Raw genomic sequence first — 15978 nt, forward strand, 5'->3', positions numbered from 1 at the left:
TACTCATTGTACTATTGATTTTAACGACATATAATACCTTGATAAAGTTTAAAATATTATGAACCTTACTGAAATTATAAATGAATCAGATACTTATGATAATTTAAAAGAAACTACAAGAACTTTATTGAATTCAATAAAGAAATTTATTTTGGAAAAAAACCTAAATGCTCTTTTTGATTTGGAAAATTCTGATGATTTAATTATCAAGGGGCGTTACTTAGGTAGAGGTTTTCAAATAATAGGTGAAGTCCCTATAATAGCAAATCACTTAGGGAAACTTCGGATATGTACATATATTGATTTAGAGGAAGTATTAAAAGGTCATCAACAAACTTTTTATTATCAGGTTGAAGAAAATGGTAACATCACACCGCCTTGTACCAAAGAAAACTTTGCTGAGTTCTATCTGCAATCATTTGTAAAAAGCGTGAAAGAACAACTAAGTTCTTTAAAAAAATCAAACATTATTAGATAATTATCATTAATTCTTGCTTTCTTTCCCCTTAATGAAATTAATTTCTGATTCACAAGATTTTAATTTTTGCTTCAATTCACTTATTTGTTGGTAATTTCCAGCCATTTGAAAACTGTAATATCTATCTCTCTCATCACTTACTTGAGCCCTCAATTTAATAATTGTGTCTTGAAGTACTTTTGAATTTTTAGACTGTATAGAGTTAATTATTTGCAACAACGATTGAATTTTTTCAGATTCACTTTTTTGTTTATTATCTAAAACTGCCATTGCATTTTCTTTATCCAATAATTTACGATTATATACTCTTATGCTATCTTTTAAAGAACTTGATTGTCCTTGGAGCGAATCATTAATTAAATGCAACGAATCCCTTTGTGCGGTAAATTCTAATATTTGAAAGGTTAATATATTTTTCTCTACTTGTAAATTTTGATATTTCGCATCAAAAACACCAGACTTAATGGCAAATACACCAGAAATGATTACGCCAATTAAGGTTAAAAAAGGAAACAATCCTGAAGGTTTTAGAAGCCAACTTTTTTTAATTTCATTAATTTCTAGTTTAACTTTCTTTTTCTGTAATTCATTTAATTCATCTGTTTTATCAATTCTCATATTTAAGCTTTAATGATACACTAATGTAATACTGGATTATATAATATATCTTAAAATATTATTTAGATCTTAGCTGTATGACATTGGATGTAAATAATAAAGCTGATGAGAAAAAAAATAGGAAATAAGACAAACTATTTACAATTACCTATTGGCTGTTTAGGCGGCATTCTTTTAATGCTTTTTTGGGGGGCGTTTCTTACAATAAGAATTTTTAAAGATTCGAAAATTAGCAATGAAAAAGAACTGCGGTGGAGAAACGAAGAACAGTCAAAAATAAAAACCTATAAAAGTTATTTTGATTACAACCTTGATAGTATAGCAGAAATTCCTAAGCATGTTTCTGAAAGCTGGAATATTACTCAACCAGTAAAGCAAAAGGGTATAGTGTTTGTAAAAAGAGATGGTAAGTATGTAATCGATCTAGCACCCATTTGCCAACTACCAGATAAATATATTGCATATAACCTCAAAGACCTCAATACCATTATAGTTCAAGAATATAGTAAAGAAAGAAGCATTCCAAATCATATGGGAGAAAGAGATGTAGTAGACTTGACTTTTATTGATATCCAATCATCTAAAATTGTTCATAGTTCACGGATTAAAGCAAATAACAAACCTTATATAGCGAAAAGTGGTAGAGGCGCAGGAGCTATATTTTATAATTTAAGCTCGGATGAAGTACAAAAACAAATGGTAAGTGCATTCCAATAAAAAGTAAGATTCCCAAGTCAATAAAAAATATGTTATGCCTGAGATTATCATTGACCAGGGCTATAAGAAGTATCATCTTAATTGGGAGATGATCCACAAGGATAAAAATATTGAACGCTATAAAGTTACTCCTATGGTTAATCCTGATAAGTATTTGCTTATTGAGAATAATAGGCCATTTATAAGAGAGGTAAAAGCATTGAAGAAAAGGCGAATTGATTGGAAGTTAGTTGAAGGGCCTAGAGTAAGTGATCGCACCCTTCAATCAATCATCGATCAGATAGAAAACCCAACTAAGCCAAAGAAATACACAAGGAGTTCAACATTTCCCAAGTCATCGCCTAACCCAAAAAGAAATAAACCTGACGGACCTACACTGGGGGAAAGGAATAGATAACTAACGAAATATTCTCCGAAGGGAAATAATAATAATTAAAGAGATTAAGAAACATCAAGAATTAACCGCTTCTTTTTTATCGCGACCTTGAAGAACAATAGAAGATATATCTATTAAAGGTAGTATAGCATTTTGCAAATATGTTCCCCTCAATTCTGAATATATAACACCTCTAACGGTGGATAACCCAGTTGACTTCAATAATATTTCAATGTTTATGGGAATTTCAAACTTACCATCATCTAGTTTTGGAAAAACTAGATCGAATTCTGGAAATTCAAACACACAAATTAATTTAAAGAAAGCTAACCTAGAACGACCTGAATCTCTACTCAGAGTTACGTCGGTTATTACAACAGCAATTTTTAGCTCAGGGGATACTTTTAAATCTACCAAAAAATTAAAATCGATTTCAGAATTTTGTGTTGTGTTAGGAAGCTCCAATGATTTTGAAACCAAGTCAATTGATGTAAATTTTATTTGAAATGTTTCGGTCATGCTAAATTAATCTTTGATTCTGCAATGTCTGATGAAATGCGCGAGGCCTTTTGATATCCCTGTTTTGCAAAGGATTGCATTCCTAGATAATTGTAGATATTATCCATTTCTTCTTTGCTTATTAAATGACTTTTTGAGTCTATAGTAAGATTATAAGATGTAGAGTATTTTTCAGGCCGACTATATTTATAAGGCGGGAATGAAATAAGCTCGAAATTCAAGGCCTTAGACAGTTTAAAAATCGTTTCAAGCGTCATGTTTTCTCGACCTTTAATAATCTTATTAATTTGCTGCGCAGAAACCCCTACAGCTTTTGCAAGCTTTACTTGACTAAGCTCTTCATCGCCTTCTATTAAAGAAAGTATACGCCTTGCAATTTGAGAAGAATATTGCTTGAGCCAAGGTTTGTTTAATCGTTCATTAGATCTGTCTTTCCAATCTGAGGGCTTATCACTCGTAATTTTCTGAATGTTTTTTTTAAAATCACTCATCATAATAAAAATTTAAATCTTCGTATGTATTGAGGTTTTTATTTTTCAAAAATTTTTTTGCTTCATCTAGTTTTTCAAGTTCTCTTATAGTATCAGGGTGCTTTATCATTTTATCTACTAATTTAATTGCACCCCCAGTTATTACAAAAGTATTTTTCCCTAATCTTAACGCATAGACTCTTAAAATATCCTTAGGGAAGTTCTTCCTATCTCTAATGCTGGCTTTTGTTTTTTGGTGTGGAGGAGGGATGATTGATATGTTTTTGTTAAGGGGCCTAAAAAGCATTTGAAGATTATTTCCACAATCAAAAAACCCATCGTTTGAATATTCGTTCATTAATTTTTCTAGCTCTTCTGCCTCGTCCAATATTTCATTTATTAAATCATCACGATAGATGTTTTTAAAATAATCTGCCTTCAGATAATCTTCATTTTCCCTTAAATACATCATAACGTATTGGATATCTGTCCATAGATCAAATAACCTAACATATTCATCATCTACTTCTCCATCATATCGGATAGCATACAATCCTTCTAAGGTTTTAGCATTTACAAAGATAGGTACTAATTCCATAAAATCAACTTATAGGTTGATTATTTTACAATAAATAACATTATTGAAATAAAATAATATACTAATGTAATATAATTAATTATGGATGAGGTTTATGATAATTAAGATTAGTTAACCACTCCAACTTTACCTTGCTTCCTAAGTTTAGTAAATGGCTATTAAAATTGAATGTATATAAGATGACTTCATGAAAAGAATAATGGATCGTTTCACCTAAGAGGAATGCAAAGAAGTTATGATGTTATACAAAAAGAATCGATCAACTCAATAATAAGTATTATCAAACCTGGGTTCCAAAAGAATTATAGATTTGGAGTTGGCAAAAAGCTGTGGCGAATTCACTTCCAAACAAATTAAGGACGCTGTTTTAAAAAGATATACCTGCAAACCCATAAATTATTAAATTAACCCTTGAAAGCTTGTGAACTTGCTATAAAAATGGCATTAAAACTATTGCGTTTTTTATATTTCTGGATTGACACTAAAGATGAGCTTTATACTAATCTGAAAACATAAAAAACGCAATTGCATCTTCTTGATAATGTTGAAGTAAGCTCATTTTTAAACCAGGTTGCATTCCTGAGACCAGTAGAGTAAATTAGCGTGTTGCCTGCAATTAATCCTTCAACGATATGGATGATTTTCTAAAGAGGAATATGGAGGTTGTTTTTACGTTTCGTAGAACTCTCAGTAAAGAGACCGACAGAGGTTGCGCATTGATGGCAGCAGCCTTCCTTGAGAATGAGCTTGAAAGCCTTATTAGATTGAAACTAATAGGTACTAAATCTCAGATAGATGAAATGTTTGAGTTTAACGGACCAATCGGAACCTTCTCTTCCAAAATAAAAATGGCTTATGCCCTTGGCTTGATTAGTGAGCAAATTTCAAAAGACTTCGACCTTATTCGTAGGATTAGAAATGAATTTGGTCATGATTATAAACCAATCGATTTCACGACCCCAGCTATAAGTAGTCGAATAGACAATTTAAAAGAGCACTTTTTTGATAATGGTTCAGCAACCAACAGACAGATTTTCAATAATACAGTTTTGGGCGTTTTAGCACATATTCATGCAGAAACTGCCCGAGCAGAAAGGTTTAAAGCTCGAGAAAATTCTGAAAAGACTGAGGAATTCAAAAAGAACATTAGAGAACGCTCAGAAATAGTATCCAAGCAAATCGTAGATAAATTAAGCCAAGAGTTGGAAAGTCTCGATAGCTCAGATAAGGTTACACAATTTATGTTTGAAGAACTGTTAAAAGCTCATACACCACCAGCAGAAAATTTGGATACTACTACAGAAGTAGACCCTGAAAAAACTTAACTGCAGGCAAAAGTGGTTTTCTGCCATGCTGGCTGACGGGAAAAATATCACCTTTAATGCTACTATCAGCAGCCTGTTCCGTCAGACGAAACATCTTTCACCAAAAGAATTTATCTTGTACAAAAAATCATCTTTCGGCTTTAATATCGGCTGTCCGAACGCAGAAGTGCAGCACAGCAGAAAGCCGATAGACGTTAGCAGCAAATATCTGACACTCACTATATGGACACAGCCAAAACAATAGATCTTAATTTAAATCTCGACAAGCTAAACCTTGAACGTGCTAAGAACTTTTTTGACACTTATGATTTTGAAACTATTATTGGTGACTCTGATAAAAAGTATTTTTTAGGACAAAAAGAACCGAGAGTTTGTAGGTTTTGCAAGAAAGCCAGTCCAGAAGTAACTTTTTATATGGAGGCGCATGTAATGCCTCAGTTTATGGGAAACAGGAACCTTTTGTCCTATTTTGAATGTGATTCTTGTAATGCATTATTTAGCAAATACGAGGATTCATTTGCAAGCTTTTTTGGCATCACAAGAACATTCGCCCAAATTAAGGGACAAAGTAACAAAGTACCGAAGTTCAAAGACCCCAAAACAGGACTTGAAGTATTTCTAACCGATACAGGTATCCAAATATCTACGATTGAAGGAAAAGAGGTGGTTGAAATCGATGCGGAAAATAAGTATCTGACTGTTAGTACAGAGAGACCTGGATATATTCCCATTCATATTCCTAAAACTATAATTAAAATAGGACTTTGTATGCTTTCGGAGTCTGATGTTTCAGATTATGAATATGCTAGAAAATTCATTATGCAAAGTGAAAAAGATGCCCAATTTAAAGACAGCAACTTGTTAAAAATATTTGGATATTTCATTCCAGGACCACCAAAGTTTCCTAAGCCATTTATGCAATTATATAAAAGGAAAGATAATATAGATAGACTGTGTCCACAAAGACAAGTTATTTTATACCATTCTAATTACTGTTTTCAAATGACATTGCCTTTTGCAGACAGTGACAAACACCTCCAAGGAAAAAATGTTGATCTTCCAATTTTTCCGCTGCTCATTGATAACTCCCATTTTGAAGAATTTGGAGAATATCAAAAGCTACATCTGAATTTAACCTCAAATGAAAAGAAGAGTGGAGAAGAACATAAAGTGAGATTTTCGTTTGATGACTTCAATCGAACACTATAATTCGTGCGCTACTAACATCGGTTTTGCAATTATGGTGACTGATGTATAAGTGCTGAAGGATTGTATTAATACTGAACTTTAGTAATAAATTTAAACTGACGGAACACGGAATGCAATGGATTTATAAAGTTTTCAGTTTTAGAGCAAGAAGAGGTTGAAGTTCTCCTAGAAATTGTACTTTCTTAATTGACTGTGTACTATTGGAATAGATTTTTATGACAATCCAGATCAGTTCATAGAGTTTGGAGCAAGGTTAAGCCAATCAATTCCCTCCAACAATAAATGACATTGAGTCGTTTGTAATTGGTGAAGATGACCCCAAATGGGCTTACTACTTAAATATTCAAGCGTTAAGTTAGGACGCATCAGCACATACTTTACTTAAAGTCATAGTTTATAGCTTTGGTGATATAGCGACTGGACATAAATCTGAGTTTACCATCTTAGCTGAGACTGCATCAATTAACAGGCTTGGATTGTTGCTTTTAAACTGGGATGTAAAAAAGCAGAAGGACATAAATTGGGAGAGTAATGCTTTCTAAACTAAGCACACGGCGGTAATACGAGCTGCCAAACAAATTAAGGAAGTTGTTTTAAAATGTCTGCTTCAGACTAAAGATTCATAAATAGATAATTGCTCCCTTTTTTGCTCCTTAAAATAGAAAAACCCGCTGAAACCTTTATTGGTAGCGGGTTTTAAATATTTAAAAGCGGAGAGAGAGGGATTCGAACCCCCGGACCTGTTACAGTCAACGGTTTTCAAGACCGCCGCATTCGACCGCTCTGCCATCTCTCCGGCGCAAATATAGATGGCAGGCGGAAACCAACAAAATCATTTTCAATAGTTGGCTATTTTTTTTCTTCAACGTCTTTCTCTTTGATCAAAACCAAACTTCCCAGATCTATCTGCATCGGCAACATGCCGATCTTGACCACAGCCTTTTTTCCACGTAGTTCCAGCACCTCGCCTACCTGCAAATTCTTTTTCATCTTCACCTTATCCCCCACCTTGATATCACCATTCACCTCTTCGTATTTTGAATCAAGCTGCTTCTGCTTTTTACTCACCACTTTCTGCTCATTCTTTTTAAACAACAGCGAGGCCATCTCACGTACCACCTTATTCTTGTCTTCGGTCTTTTTCCACTCAATCACAATCTGTCGCAGTTTGCGTTCCATATCCTTTAAGTAGGCAATGCGATCCTCAGTCACCTTATTCTGCTGCTTCAATACCTCCACCTGCTGGCGGTGACGCTCCTGGTCCATTACCGTTTGCATTTCTTTTTTCACCCTTTCATTTTCTTTCAACAACCGCTGCAACTCCCTTTCTTTTTGCTGCACCACCTGCAGATCCTGCTCGGTCCTGTTCAATAATTTGTCCAGCCTAAAATGTTCTTCATCCACCAAAGCCCTGGCTTTCTGTATCAATTTCCTGTCAAGCCCTATCCTTTCCGCAATGGAAAAGGTATAAGAGCTTCCCGGTTTGCCAATGGTTAGTTTATATAAAGGCAATAAATTCTTTTCATCAAATGCCATGGCGCCATTCAAAATACCTGGCGTCTTGTTAGCCATCACTTTCAGGTTCAGGTAGTGGGTGGTTACAATACCAATGGCATGTTTGCGTGCCAGCTCCTCCATGATCACTTCCGCAAATGCACCTCCCAGGTTGGGATCACTACCACTTCCCAGTTCGTCAATAAAGAACAATGTTCTGCCATTGGCATTCTCCATGAAATGTTTCATACTGAGCAAATGGCTGCTATAAGTACTCAGTTCAAATTCGATACTTTGCGTGTCGCCTATATGTATCATCAGCTGCTTGAAGATGCCAAACTGGGAGGAGGGGTTCACCGGCACCAGCAGGCCGCTCTGCACCATCATCTGTAGTAAGCCTACAGTTTTCATGGTCACCGTTTTACCGCCGGCATTAGGTCCCGAGATGACCAGTACCCTGTTCTTTTCATCAAGCGTCAGGTCAACGGGAATAGTGGGCTTGCCGGTCCTGAGGTTATACAAATACAATAAGGGATGATAAGCCTTCACCAGGTGCACGAGGGCCTTATCGCTCACCAGTGGATATTCGCCCCGGATGTCAATGGCAAATGCGGCCTTGGCCCTGATAAAATCATATTCTCCTGCCACAGTATGGTAAACAGAAAGCAATGCCGCATACGCAGATAAATGTTTGGTTAACTGCTTCAATATGCGATACACTTCCTTTCGTTCGGCATTTTCCAGCTCGTGCAGCTGGTTGTTCAGGTCAATGGTTTCTTCAGGCTCTATAAAAGCCGTACGACGGCTGTCACTTTCACCATGAAGGATGCCTTTCACCATTCTTTTTTGTTCGGCAAAGACAGCTACCACGCGGCGGCCACTCATAAAGCTTTCTTCTATATCGGCCAGGTAGCCCTGTTTGTTCAATTTACCAATGATCTTTTCAAAGGCCTTGCGCAATTCATTGCGCTTGCGGTATAGGCCCATACGAATGGAGGAAAGTTCATCACTTGCATTATCCTTCACCGTACCTGTTTCATCTATCACATCATCGATCATCTTCAGGATGGCCTTTTCGTAATAGGTGCCGGATATTACTTCCAAAAGACCGGGGTAGGCTTCCCGTCTTTCGGGATCGAACCAGCGAAAAATACTTTCCATGGTCAGCGCCAGTTTGCGCAGGGCCACCAGTTGTTCACCGGCAAGTACAGCACCTTCTATCTGTAACAGGCGTATCTCTCTAGAGAGATTTAATATATAATCGTTCGGAAAATAAATGCCATTTTGTAACAACTGGCGAAACTCATGAGATTGCCTCAGCTCCCGATCAATGAATTCCTTCCGGGTATGTATGCGCAGGTCATCTGCCTTGGATTTGGAATATTCAAAACGGCATTTCTCATGCAGCAATGATCTTATCTTGTCAAACTCCAACTGTACCGATGCCGATTCTGGATATAGTTTCATGCAAATACGCTAATAATCAGGTTTTGTCAAAGGTAAAGGCTCTATTTGTTCTAAAATTGGGTTAAAGCGCTTCCAAGCTTGTGTTAAAACTTTTTTGTTGGGATTTCATTATATACTTTCAGATGGAAATTTGTTCTCCCAAGTAATTGTATGATATCTAAAACCATTTTTTCAGTTCTTAGTTTCTGCACGTTATTTGCGTGTAACTCCGAAAAAAGCTATACCGCGATGAGCTCTTCCTTGATCAATTCAGTAGAAAGAACAGATACAGATACCGCCACTTTTGGCACTGGTTGCTTCTGGTGCACGGAAGCTGTATTTGAACAACTCAATGGCGTGTTGAGTGTTACTTCGGGATATTCGGGAGGAACCGTGGTAAAGCCCACCTACAAGGAAGTATGCACGGGAGAAACAGGACATGCGGAATGTGTGCAGGTGGTGTACGAGCCGGCCAAGATATCTTACGAAGAACTGCTGGAAGTATTCTTCCAGGTGCATGATCCAACAAGTCTGAACCGCCAAGGCGCTGATGTGGGTACGCAATACCGAAGCGCTATTTTTTACCACAATGCGGAACAAAAAGAGAAAGCTGAGTTCTATAAAAAAGAGCTGGATAAAAGCGGCGCCTACAATAAGCCTATTGTAACTGAGATCGCTGCCTTCTCCAAATTTTATCCAGCTGAGAATTATCACCAGGAATACTACGAGCTGAATAAGAATACCAATCCTTATTGCTCGGTGGTTATCCGACCCAAACTGGAAAAGTTTGAAAAGGTCTTTTCTAAAAAACTAAAGAGTAACAACTAAGCATATTATAAAGCCCTGTTTACAGGGTTTTATTTTGACCTTAGTTTTTTGTCCTGTTTAAAAATGATAATACTGCGTAGGTTCGTTCCTCCTTTTGCCTCTATCACTAATGCTCATCTCCGCACTGATTTTTAAAATGATTTTGTCTATAGTATATTGTCGGGCCAATCATTAACTGGTATCGATGAAAAAACTATTACTATTTACAGTTCTCGCTTCCGCATTTTTTATATGCCGTGCACAAAAAGGCCTACCCACATTAACCGTGCTTACACAGGGAACCAAAACTTCCTTACGCGGATTAAGTGTTGTCAATGATAATGTAGTTTGGGTCAGTGGCAGCAATGGTACTGTGGGCCGATCCACCAATGGCGGCAAGGACTGGCGCTGGCTGAAAGTAAAGGGTTTTGAAAAAACAGACTTCCGCGATATAGAAGCATTTGATGGCAGCACTGCCATCATCATGGGTGTGGGCGATCCAGCCTATATTTTAAGAACGGTGGATGGGGGCGATATCTGGAAAGTAGTATATGAGAACAAGACAAAAGGCATGTTCCTCGATGCCATGGAATTCTGGAACCGTGACGCAGGCATTGTGATCGGGGATCCACTGAATGGCAAATTTTTTATAGCCCGCAGCTTCGATGGCGGCAATACCTGGAAAGAGATCCCCGACCAATACAAGCCTGTAGCTGATAGCGGGGAAGCCTGCTTCGCCGCCAGCGGCACCAATATCCGTGCTTTAAGCAATGATGAAGCGGTATTTGTAACCGGGGGATTGACCTCTCATATATTCATCAGGGATCAAAAGATCCAACTGCCCATGATACAGGGAAATGAAACTACTGGCCCCAACTCTATTGCCGTCTGGGACAGGTACCATAAAAAAGGTGGCGATAAATTAGTGATCGTAGGTGGTGATTTTTCCACTGACTCTTCATCGCTTAAAAATTGCTTTTACAGCAATGACAGGGGAAAAACATGGAAAGCTTCAAAGACCCCACCTAAAGGATACCGCAGTTGCGTAGAGTTCCTTGCTAAAAAACAACTGGTGACTTGCGGACTTACCGGAGTTGATTACACTTTCGATGGGGGTAATACCTGGATACCGGTTTCATCGGAGAGCTTTCACGTGGTGCGCATTGCCAAATTAGGCACCACCGTTTACCTGGCCGGTACCAATGGCAAGATCGGGAAGCTGGTGTATAGCGGGAGGATCAGGAAGTAATACAGAATTACGATGACAGCGGGACACAGAGGATCACAGAGATGAATGAATATTAAATATTGAAAAGGGAACCAGGAATTTCGAAGTGGTTAGTCGTAAGTGCACATTATTGCGATCCTGTATTAGAAACCTAAAAGGATTTTTGAGGTATCAACATTATCCGGTTTTCCGGCAATGCACAGCATTAAAAAGCCTATTGCAGCCGGAAATATTTTCCAAAGTCTCCAGGTTCCAGACTCCCGACTCAACTCCTCCCCTTCACCTTTATCTCCGCCAGTCTTTTCTTTCCATGAACCAATACTTTGAGTGTTCTTCTTTTTAAGGATATGGAAACACCTTCTTCATGATCGTTCATGCGGTGCCGGTAGGCCGATAAAATATCCTTGTATGACAATACACCTGTTATTTTATTATCATCCTGGCCTACCACCGGCAATACATCCACATTCTCCTTTGCCATCATTTCTACCGCGGCTTTTAAAGTATCGGCATTGGTGATGGCAACTGGCTTGCGCTTGATAAGTGATCCAATGGAATTGCTTTCAGGATGGTGCATGCTGAAAAGGCTGGAAGAACTGATGATGCCATTGAAAACGCCATCTTTATTGACAACAATATAATAGTTGCGTTGCTGATCTTTACGCAACTGGAGCCATTGCCGCACTTCATCAATGGTAGCATCTGCGCTCAGTACCGTGCCGTTCTCTTTGGTCACTTGCTGCACGATCATCTTGTCCAGGATATCCGGCTCATAGTAATGCGGTGTCTTCACACCTCTTCTTGCGATCTTCTCCGTCATGATCGTGTTTTCCATGAGCAGGAATGAAACAAAGTAGGCAGCTATACAGGCAGCCAGAAGCGGCAGCAAGGCATTGGACTGACCGGTGGTTTCAATAGCGAATATGATGGAGGTGAGCAGGGCACGAGAAGCCCCGGCGAACATGGCCGACATACCTATCAATGCTGCCATAGGAAGTGTTACACCCGAAGCAGGAAACAGGTAGATGATCAACGTACCCAATAATGCACCTGTTGCACCACCAATAGTGAGCAAGGGCGCCAGCGTACCGCCCGAGGTTCCACTACCCAGGGCAACAGCCCAGGAAATGAATTTCATAAAGCAGAGGGAAGCCACGATCTTAAATGCCATCCTGCCAGACAAAATATCAGTGATATTGTCATAACCCACTCCTAAGGTGCGGGGCGCAAAGTATCCTACCAGTCCCACAACAACACCTCCAATAGCGGGCCACCACATCCAGTGCACAGGCAACTTCTCAAAAGCATCTTCAATAAAATAAACGATCTTAGTTACCGCTGCAGCTACCAGCCCTATTACGATACCGATCACACTATATGCTGCCAGCGCCATATTCCCCGGCATGTCAAGGTGGGGCATGGGAAATACAGGGCCTGCTTCAAATAACAGGTGATGTCCAGCTGAACCCGTGATGCAGGCCAATGCTACTGGCAGTATGGAACGAGGTGAAAATTCGAACAACAGTAATTCAATGGCAAGGAAGATGGCAGCAATGGGGCTGCCAAAAATAGCTGACATACCTGCCGTGGCACCTGCAGCCAACAAAACCTTTCGTTCGTAATGCGTGATCTTTAAAAGTTGTCCAAGCGTGGAGCCCAGGGCACCACCTGTAGCAATGATCGGCCCCTCTGCACCAAAGGGACCGCCCGTACCAATTGAAACAGCAGATGAAATGGGCTTGAGATAGGTAATGGATGGCCTGATCTTGCTTTGATTGGTAAGGATCTGTTCCATAGCCTCCGGTATGCCATGACCCCTGATGGCCTTAGAGCCATAGAGGGCCATCAATCCAACAATAACACCCCCGATTGCAGGTACAAGGATCACAAACAAACCATAGGTATTGGTTGCAGGGCTGGAAGCCGCAAAGGAAAACTGGTGGTGAAAAGACAGGTTGGTGATCAGGTTTATAAGGTACACCAGGAACTTAGCGATGAAACTAATGCAAATACCTATAGCAATGGCGAGTGCAGAAATGTACAGCAGTCTTGACTTATCTGCCGGAATACGTGAAGTATTTTCCTGTTCGAATGATTCATCAAATGATATGGAAATGGGAATGCCATTGTGGGCTAAAGGTTTTTGTTTCATCTGTTCTGTTTATAATACTATTGTTGACAATTGTCATAAGGACCGGCTATTGCAAAATTGTTGCAACCGTGACCTGTCATTGATCTTTATGGATTTTCCGTTGGTAGTAATAATGTTTTCTTCAGCCAGTTCATGAAAGAACTTAAACACGGTTTCGTAAGTGGTACCTGCATAAGAGGCAATATCCTGCCTGGTGATGGTAGCGGCAATATGCTCGTGCTTATCTATTCCAAAAACATTGACCAGTTCCATTAATGCCTCTGCTACCCTTCCTTTGACCTCCATATGTGCCAGGTCGCGCATGCGCTTTTCCGCCTTTTGTAGTTCAGTGGCATAAAAATGCATGAGCTTATAGCTCAGTTCATGATTTGTTTTCAGGGTAGCTTCCAGGAAATCATTAGTAATAAAACAGGCACTTGTATCTTCCAGTGCAGTGGCGCCAATAGGATATTCCACCACTCCGCCAAGTCCCCTATGCCCCAAAATATCCCCTTCTTTGGCAAATCTTAGAATTAGTTGCTTTTGCTCTCCCCATTGTTTATACACCTTTACAGATCCGGTATAAATAAAAAAGATCCCCTTTACAGGATCTCCTTCCCGAAATATCTCCTCTCCCTTTTTAAATTGATAGGTCTTTTTATGAAGCGCTATAGCTTCCTTCCAGGCGGGGATACAAAAACTACATAAAAAGCAACTACTGACATTGCATACTACCTCCTGCATGCGCAAAACTACAATATTTACACATAAAGAGCACATCTATAACCTTGCTCAATTCATGTTTTACAACAAGTTTTAGGTATTAAAGCCTAATTTAATATTGCGCAGGCAAGCTTTTTGTAGAATAAGACTTAAGTTTGCTCACCATTCTATTTCACCTCCTGAGGATCTGTGTCGGAAACTGACCTGTATATATTGTAAAACGATAAATCAATTATATGAACTACGATTATTTTCCTCAATCTATTTTTTCGAGAACCTTGCTCACTTCAGTTTTTGCAGGGATCATTGCCACTCTTGCCTGCCTGTTTTATGATGTCTTGTTCAGGGAATCAACTCATTTTAACCTCAACCCATTGATCAATGTATCAACCCTGATCTTTGCCGTCAACCTTATTTTTTTGGTGATCGGGATCTTATATTATGCCTTTAAAAAAATGTTTGCGAAAGGGGACCTGGTTTTTTCTGTGGTTTTTGCTTTACTGACATTGTTCTGTGCATGGAAAGGGGAAGTAGCCCAACGAAGTACTGACAAAATATTAAATGCTGAATTTCACACATTGCTGCTAGGCGTGGTTCTCATTATGGGCATCTGTGCAGCATTTATGATCCCTTTTCTTTTTAATAACAGGAAGTTCAGGAATTTCGTGGTGTGATTTGAGTACGGTAACTATAACTAATTACTGTAACTATAACATTAAGTTTTATAAATACCCGGTTTTCAACCGGGTATTTATGTAGCAATTATTTGTATTGACTACCCAACTTACATGGACAGGTTCTCTAATTGAGGTTGTTTTCTGACCAGTGCATCGAGCAGCGTTGCCTGGTTCAGTGCCCTGTTGTAGTTATGTCCCGGGTACCTGGCCCCGTAATACATATCATTGTTCAGGTGATCGGTCAAGAAGCGAAGTGCCTGCATATAGATCATGAATTCGCCTGCATAAAAGAAATATTCTTTTTCAGTTGCGGTCAGGTCATCTTTCATATCATGGTAATAACCCTGTACGATGGCTTTATAAAAATCATCACGCACTTCAATTTTATCAAGATCATTTTCTTCTTCATTCACAGGCGATAAATAAGTGCGCATCATATCTCCCACATCACTGATAAAATATCCCGGCATTACCGTATCAAGGTCAATGACACAGATGCCCTTGTCATCCTTGTCAAACAAAACATTACTGATCTTGGTATCGTGGTGGGTCACCCGTAATTTAAATTCAGGGTTGTGGCGGATGCCTTTGTATTCTTCCACAATAAAAGAATAAGACTGTAATTTTTCTACCAGGGCTGCGGCATCCTTCAATCTTTGGGTATCTCCTTTTTCCAGTGCCTGCACGAATTGGTTGTAACGCAGTTCCAGGTCATGGAAGGAGGGTATGGTAAGTTTTAGCTGGGAAACATCCATACCAGAAAGCAGGTGGGTGAACCGGCCAAACTGAAGGGCAGCTTCATAGGCCTGCCCGGGGGTTTGCACCACATCCTTGGAATGCGAGCCGGGTACAAAAGGAAACATCCTGAAAAAGCCTTTATCCTTTACATAAACCATTTCACTTCCTTCTGTGGAAATGAGTGGAGCAATAAATGGATAAGAAGGATAGTGCATCTTCAGGTAGGCTGCAACCACCCTGATATTATGTGCAATCGCTTCAGGTTCCAGGAAGACGGCATCATTCACTCTTTGCAGGATGTAGGCATTGTCAGGGGTGGTCACCTTCCATGTGCTGTTGATCAATCCTGTTCCAAAAGGCACCAGTAAAGCGTTTTCTTCTTTCAGTCCGTAGGCAGGCAAAACAAATTCAGGCATGTATACTT

16 protein-coding genes and 1 tRNA gene are annotated in these 15978 nt (G+C 39.0%); 8 read left to right on the plus strand and 9 right to left on the minus strand.

Annotated features, from left to right (window positions below; genetic code table 11):
* The first annotated feature begins 58 nt into the window (after positions 1-58).
* Positions 59-478, plus strand: a complete 420-nt coding sequence (locus tag BP74_RS02120) for a hypothetical protein (protein WP_496370590.1) — start codon at positions 59-61, stop codon at positions 476-478.
* 6 nt (positions 479-484) lie between these two features.
* Here the strand turns inward: BP74_RS02120 and BP74_RS02125 are convergent, their stop codons facing one another.
* On the minus strand, positions 485-1096 hold the full coding sequence (locus BP74_RS02125; RefSeq protein ID WP_496370592.1) for a hypothetical protein: 612 nt from the start codon (positions 1094-1096) through the stop codon (positions 485-487).
* A 105-nt stretch (positions 1097-1201) separates the two neighbouring features.
* Between BP74_RS02125 and BP74_RS02130 the strand changes: the two genes are divergently transcribed.
* The gene (locus BP74_RS02130) at positions 1202-1813 is read left to right on the plus strand and encodes a hypothetical protein (RefSeq protein WP_496370594.1); all 612 of its coding nucleotides are present in this window, start codon (positions 1202-1204) and stop codon (positions 1811-1813) included.
* 34 nt (positions 1814-1847) lie between these two features.
* On the plus strand, positions 1848-2210 hold the full coding sequence (locus tag BP74_RS02135) for a hypothetical protein (protein ID WP_496370596.1): 363 nt from the start codon (positions 1848-1850) through the stop codon (positions 2208-2210).
* 54 nt (positions 2211-2264) lie between these two features.
* On the opposite strand, the gene BP74_RS02140 is transcribed toward BP74_RS02135, so the two are convergent.
* The 3 genes from BP74_RS02140 to BP74_RS02150 are packed head-to-tail and all read right to left on the minus strand — an operon-like array spanning position 2265 to position 3776.
* On the minus strand, positions 2265-2708 hold the full coding sequence (locus BP74_RS02140) for a hypothetical protein (protein ID WP_496370598.1): 444 nt from the start codon (positions 2706-2708) through the stop codon (positions 2265-2267).
* Positions 2705-3202 (minus strand): helix-turn-helix transcriptional regulator, encoded by a 498-nt coding sequence (locus BP74_RS02145; protein WP_496370600.1) that lies wholly within the window; start codon positions 3200-3202, stop codon positions 2705-2707. Before BP74_RS02145 ends, BP74_RS02140 begins: the two co-directional genes overlap by 4 nt.
* The gene (locus BP74_RS02150) at positions 3192-3776 is read right to left on the minus strand and encodes a hypothetical protein (protein WP_496370602.1); all 585 of its coding nucleotides are present in this window, start codon (positions 3774-3776) and stop codon (positions 3192-3194) included. The genes BP74_RS02145 and BP74_RS02150 overlap by 11 nt, the downstream gene beginning before the upstream one ends.
* Positions 3777-4408: 632 nt before the next feature.
* Here BP74_RS02150 and BP74_RS02155 point away from each other — a divergent pair.
* Together BP74_RS02155 and BP74_RS02160 are read left to right on the plus strand one after the other, a co-directional pair.
* A complete protein-coding gene (locus BP74_RS02155) occupies positions 4409-5101 on the plus strand; it encodes an MltR family transcriptional regulator (protein WP_496370604.1) in 693 nt (230 codons plus the stop codon).
* A 222-nt stretch (positions 5102-5323) separates the two neighbouring features.
* Positions 5324-6310, plus strand: coding sequence for an HNH endonuclease (locus BP74_RS02160; protein ID WP_496370605.1), 987 nt, complete (start codon positions 5324-5326; stop codon positions 6308-6310).
* Between the two features lie 711 nt (positions 6311-7021).
* On the opposite strand, the gene BP74_RS02165 is transcribed toward BP74_RS02160, so the two are convergent.
* Positions 7022-7106: transfer RNA gene (locus tag BP74_RS02165), tRNA-Ser, on the minus strand.
* Positions 7107-7159: 53 nt separating this feature from the next.
* Positions 7160-9271: an endonuclease MutS2 gene (locus BP74_RS02170; RefSeq protein WP_496370607.1), complete on the minus strand. Its 2112-nt coding sequence runs from the start codon at positions 9269-9271 to the stop codon at positions 7160-7162.
* A gap of 228 nt (positions 9272-9499) precedes the next feature.
* Between BP74_RS02170 and msrA the strand changes: the two genes are divergently transcribed.
* Together msrA and BP74_RS02180 are read left to right on the plus strand one after the other, a co-directional pair.
* Positions 9500-10078 (plus strand): peptide-methionine (S)-S-oxide reductase MsrA, encoded by a 579-nt coding sequence (gene msrA, locus BP74_RS02175; RefSeq protein WP_496370609.1) that lies wholly within the window; start codon positions 9500-9502, stop codon positions 10076-10078.
* Between the two features lie 184 nt (positions 10079-10262).
* Positions 10263-11306: a WD40/YVTN/BNR-like repeat-containing protein gene (locus BP74_RS02180; RefSeq protein WP_496370611.1), complete on the plus strand. Its 1044-nt coding sequence runs from the start codon at positions 10263-10265 to the stop codon at positions 11304-11306.
* A 244-nt stretch (positions 11307-11550) separates the two neighbouring features.
* Here BP74_RS02180 and BP74_RS02185 read toward each other — a convergent pair whose 3' ends face one another.
* Both BP74_RS02185 and BP74_RS02190 read right to left on the minus strand, forming a co-directional pair.
* A complete protein-coding gene (locus BP74_RS02185) occupies positions 11551-13437 on the minus strand; it encodes a chloride channel protein (RefSeq protein ID WP_496370613.1) in 1887 nt (628 codons plus the stop codon).
* Positions 13438-13470: 33 nt separating this feature from the next.
* Positions 13471-14160 carry a Crp/Fnr family transcriptional regulator gene (locus tag BP74_RS02190; RefSeq protein ID WP_496370615.1) on the minus strand — a complete coding sequence of 230 codons (690 nt, stop codon included), beginning with the start codon at positions 14158-14160 and terminating at the stop codon, positions 13471-13473.
* Between the two features lie 215 nt (positions 14161-14375).
* Between BP74_RS02190 and BP74_RS02195 the strand changes: the two genes are divergently transcribed.
* Complete coding sequence (locus BP74_RS02195; protein WP_496370617.1) at positions 14376-14813, plus strand: hypothetical protein; 438 nt, start codon at positions 14376-14378, stop codon at positions 14811-14813.
* A 110-nt stretch (positions 14814-14923) separates the two neighbouring features.
* Here the strand turns inward: BP74_RS02195 and BP74_RS02200 are convergent, their stop codons facing one another.
* The gene (locus BP74_RS02200) at positions 14924-15970 is read right to left on the minus strand and encodes a phosphotransferase enzyme family protein (RefSeq protein ID WP_496370619.1); all 1047 of its coding nucleotides are present in this window, start codon (positions 15968-15970) and stop codon (positions 14924-14926) included.
* Positions 15971-15978 lie beyond the last annotated feature (8 nt).

It is taken from the genome of Flavisolibacter ginsengiterrae DSM 18136 (genome assembly GCF_059568575.1).

Excerpts from the sequence above, each read along its gene's own strand:
- BP74_RS02120 (WP_496370590.1), top strand. The coding sequence starts at position 59 with ATGAACCTTACTGAAATTATAAATGAATCAGATACTTATGATAATTTA.
- BP74_RS02125 (WP_496370592.1), bottom strand. The coding sequence starts at position 1,096 with ATGAGAATTGATAAAACAGATGAATTAAATGAATTACAGAAAAAGAAA.
- BP74_RS02130 (WP_496370594.1), top strand. The coding sequence starts at position 1,202 with ATGAGAAAAAAAATAGGAAATAAGACAAACTATTTACAATTACCTATT.
- BP74_RS02135 (WP_496370596.1), top strand. The coding sequence starts at position 1,848 with ATGCCTGAGATTATCATTGACCAGGGCTATAAGAAGTATCATCTTAAT.
- BP74_RS02140 (WP_496370598.1), bottom strand. The coding sequence starts at position 2,708 with ATGACCGAAACATTTCAAATAAAATTTACATCAATTGACTTGGTTTCA.
- BP74_RS02145 (WP_496370600.1), bottom strand. The coding sequence starts at position 3,202 with ATGATGAGTGATTTTAAAAAAAACATTCAGAAAATTACGAGTGATAAG.
- BP74_RS02150 (WP_496370602.1), bottom strand. The coding sequence starts at position 3,776 with ATGGAATTAGTACCTATCTTTGTAAATGCTAAAACCTTAGAAGGATTG.
- BP74_RS02155 (WP_496370604.1), top strand. The coding sequence starts at position 4,409 with ATGGATGATTTTCTAAAGAGGAATATGGAGGTTGTTTTTACGTTTCGT.
- BP74_RS02160 (WP_496370605.1), top strand. The coding sequence starts at position 5,324 with ATGGACACAGCCAAAACAATAGATCTTAATTTAAATCTCGACAAGCTA.
- BP74_RS02170 (WP_496370607.1), bottom strand. The coding sequence starts at position 9,271 with ATGAAACTATATCCAGAATCGGCATCGGTACAGTTGGAGTTTGACAAG.
- msrA (WP_496370609.1), top strand. The coding sequence starts at position 9,500 with ATGAGCTCTTCCTTGATCAATTCAGTAGAAAGAACAGATACAGATACC.
- BP74_RS02180 (WP_496370611.1), top strand. The coding sequence starts at position 10,263 with ATGAAAAAACTATTACTATTTACAGTTCTCGCTTCCGCATTTTTTATA.
- BP74_RS02185 (WP_496370613.1), bottom strand. The coding sequence starts at position 13,437 with ATGAAACAAAAACCTTTAGCCCACAATGGCATTCCCATTTCCATATCA.
- BP74_RS02190 (WP_496370615.1), bottom strand. The coding sequence starts at position 14,160 with ATGCAGGAGGTAGTATGCAATGTCAGTAGTTGCTTTTTATGTAGTTTT.
- BP74_RS02195 (WP_496370617.1), top strand. The coding sequence starts at position 14,376 with ATGAACTACGATTATTTTCCTCAATCTATTTTTTCGAGAACCTTGCTC.
- BP74_RS02200 (WP_496370619.1), bottom strand. The coding sequence starts at position 15,970 with ATGCCTGAATTTGTTTTGCCTGCCTACGGACTGAAAGAAGAAAACGCT.